General features: G+C 36.6%; 3 protein-coding genes. All 3 read right to left on the bottom strand.

The window, feature by feature from the left end:
• Positions 1–192: 192 nt before the first annotated feature.
• The 3 genes from Q1B07_RS26325 to Q1B07_RS27135 all read right to left on the bottom strand — a co-directional run bounded on the left by Q1B07_RS26325 (position 193) and on the right by Q1B07_RS27135 (position 3,204).
• Positions 193–882 (bottom strand): AAA family ATPase, encoded by a 690-nt coding sequence (locus Q1B07_RS26325; protein WP_299834271.1) that lies wholly within the window; start codon positions 880–882, stop codon positions 193–195.
• Positions 883–993: 111 nt separating this feature from the next.
• Positions 994–2,370, bottom strand: a complete 1,377-nt coding sequence (locus tag Q1B07_RS26330) for a DDE-type integrase/transposase/recombinase (RefSeq protein WP_299095687.1) — start codon at positions 2,368–2,370, stop codon at positions 994–996.
• A gap of 201 nt (positions 2,371–2,571) precedes the next feature.
• On the bottom strand, positions 2,572–3,204 hold the full coding sequence (locus tag Q1B07_RS27135) for a DUF6431 domain-containing protein (protein ID WP_366945293.1): 633 nt from the start codon (positions 3,202–3,204) through the stop codon (positions 2,572–2,574).
• Positions 3,205–3,347: the final 143 nt, after the last annotated feature.

Consider the following 3,347-nt stretch of genomic DNA (forward strand, 5'->3'; position numbering starts at 1 on the left):
TTTTGTCAGGAGTCATTATTAATGACGGTGAATTCGGAAACGTAAGTGTCGGTGACAAAGTTTAATTGCTACCGACACTTACGTTTCTTTTTTATTTTCGCCATTTTTATTGGCAGTTTATGGTTATAAGTACCATTGATTTCAACTGTAATTTATATTATCCTCAAAAAAGAAAAAGGACCTTCAAGGTCCTTAAAAACGGTAGTCATCGATGACTCTCTCCACAGAGTCTTCATCGACTAGCTTCTGTCTTCTGGAAACAGTGTCTAACAGGCATTCTGTACATAAACGATTGGTCAAGCGCAGAATGCCCCTTGTTTCCTTATATATCATTTTTAATGCTGCTTCAGTGAAGATCTGGTGTTTTTCACCAACCATTTCTAATTGATGATTGATATACTCGCTTAACTCTTCATAATTTAATCCATCAAGATGAAATCTTGTGCTAATTCGTTGTGAAATAGCCTCTAAACTTCTTAAACGTAATTTGTCTCGTAATTCAGGCTGGCCAACTAGGATAAGGGCAAGTGGGGAAAGAGAATCAATTTCAAAGTTTGTTAGAAAGCGAATCTCTTGTAACATCGATGGTGACAATAAATGCGCTTCGTCAATGACCACGACGGGCGTTTTCTTTTTGTTTTCATAGATATCCATCAATGCAGCTTTGAATTGTCTCTTTAGGTCACTAGCCAAAAACATAGGCTCAATTCCAACTTGAAGAAGCATTTCACGATAAAAATCGCGAGGCTTCAAGGCAGAATCAGATAAATAAAGAAAAACGTATTGATTATCTTCGAGTCGATCTTTTAACTTTCTAATGGCAGTTGACTTACCTGATCCTACTTCTCCTGTAATTAGACCAAATGAACGTTGTTGGATCATAAATGTCAATCTAGCTTGTAACTCCTTAAATTGTTTGGTCTGAAATAAATGTTTGGTCTGAACATCTTTTTGAAAGGGTGTATAATTCCACCCAAAATGTTTTGAAATCATCTATTTTTCTTCCTCCATAAGTGATTGATAGCTTAATTTTCCCCGTTTTTCTTTTTGTTTTATTTCATGACTAGGTGCTGATAATTCAAGAAAGTTTAATCCTGATTCTTTATTCGTGTGATTTGATTCTTCAGATGCTGCTTTTTCGTGTTTTGGACGTGAAAGATTTAAAGGAATGGCATTCTCAAATTGCTTTCCGTTTAACCAAACCTCTAATTTTTCAAGGTCATTGGGATCAAAGCGAATCGTGATAGATTCACCCACAAGCTGCGAATCCACCTCATACTTGTTCCCTTGAAAGGAAATACAGCCAGTTTTATCTACCTTTCTTTCATCTTCCCAATAAAAGGCATTTTTTAAATCGTATATTGAGATAGAAACCGAAGGTTGCTCACATTCTTCCCATCTTTGTCTTGGGGTTTGTTTCGTTTCACCATGCTTTCGCTCATGATAGATGGATTCTTTCCAAATATGAAAATATCGATTCAACTGTTCAATAGACTGAATCCTTCCGGATTCAATTAAGTCATATGCTTCGGGCTTGAAGGAAGAATCTACGAATTGGAAGAAACGCTCTATTTTCCCACGCCCTTGGGGTCTTCTAGGGGTAGAATGAGTTAGTTTAATCCCGAGTTTCGCACAGGTCGTTTCTAATGCTTTGGCTCTATAAATGGCTCCATTATCTACATAGATCTGTTCAGGCTTTCCGTTGCTTAATATGGCTTTAAACAAACAATCCTCTAACTGCGCACCTTTTTCATCAAAATAAAATTGGCCATGAACAATGAACCTAGAATAATCATCAATAAAAGCAAATAACTTTGCTACACGCTTCTTATTTGAATCTTTTGGATCCGGCAAATAGAGGGTATGCTGCACATCCCCTTGCCAACAAGCATTCCGATAGGGAAATTCAAATCGACGAAATTGTTTCCCATTTGGTTTCTGTTGTAACTTTTTACGTGTAATTCCTGCTTTACGCAATTGTTTTGATAATGTACTTTCTGAAATAGTCCCTGGGTTTACAATTTTAGCTAGTTCCATAATTCGAATAATCTGTTGAACTGATCGCTCTGGACGTTCTGTCTTCAATTGAATCGCTTTATCCAATAAATCCTTGGTTATAGCTCTAGGGGCATATCCACCCCTTTTTGACGGTTTTAATGCTTCAAATCCACCATTCCGGTAAAGTTGAAGATAGCGTTCTAATGTTCGAAGACCGACTTTTTGCTTCTCACCATATGGATTTAGATGTTCATTTGCTGCAATGTTCCGAAGTTTTTGTGCTTGTTCGCCTTTTGGAATCTCTCTTGTTACAATTTCTGCAATAAGACCAAAACGATATATGGCAATATCATTTCTTAATTTTTCATCCATTTACAGTTCTCCTATCTATATTGAAATACTTTATATGTTCTATTTAATAATGAATATCGATAGAATAGGAGAGCCCATATTATGTGGGAACGTCTGTTTTAAAATGGACAATATAGGGGAAATTGCCCCGAAGGGGCGACAAATTAGGATCGGAAGATTTAAAGGCGGTTAAACTGAATGGGGAATAGTGGATGTGCTGGGTTAAATTTTATTCATTAACTGATTTATCCAGTTAAAGAAGCCATAGAATGGGTAAGTGGTTGTAGAGTGAAAAATTTTCCACACTTTTGGAAGAAGATATAGTAGGGTTTGTTCATCAGTTAATGGTTTTATTTCTCTAAACTCAATCATTATCGGATGAACATCGACCAAATGATACAGAAGGAAATGGATCAGGGATTCCTTGTTACTCCTCCATAAAGAATCCCAGCGTTTAATTGTCTTGTAGGAAATCCCACCAGTTTCATTTGAAAATATAGCAGTGTGAATACGATTGTAACTTTTCTCTCTCATATACCGTAATATCCATGCTTTTTGAAGGATCCATCCACTATGAATAATGTAGGGATAAAGAAAATCTGGTAATAAAGAAAACGTCTTTCCGCAAGATGGGCAGAATCTTCGGTAAATCGGAATCCTTGTAATTACTTTTACAGTGATGACAAATCGAAAGTAGCGACCATGTTTGTATAATTTACGATGGCAATCAGGGCAGCTCTCCTCACACTTAGGAGGTACATCTTGGTAACGTCGTAAATAACCCTTGACCGTCTTTCCTAGATATTTTATGATAATCATAGTTTTTAGTTGAATCTGCCTCAAAGAGACGGCCATCTCTTTGGAGCTTTATTTTTTATCCTCCTCCCGCCAGGGAATGATTTACATTTCTATATTGTCGCATATATCCCTCCAAAAGTACCGACATAAAATTTTCCTAAAACAACAAAAAACACTGCCATTGAAAATGGCAGCGGACA

It is taken from the genome of uncultured Metabacillus sp. (genome assembly GCF_947503125.1).
Taxonomy (GTDB): Bacteria; Bacillota; Bacilli; order Bacillales; family Bacillaceae; genus Metabacillus.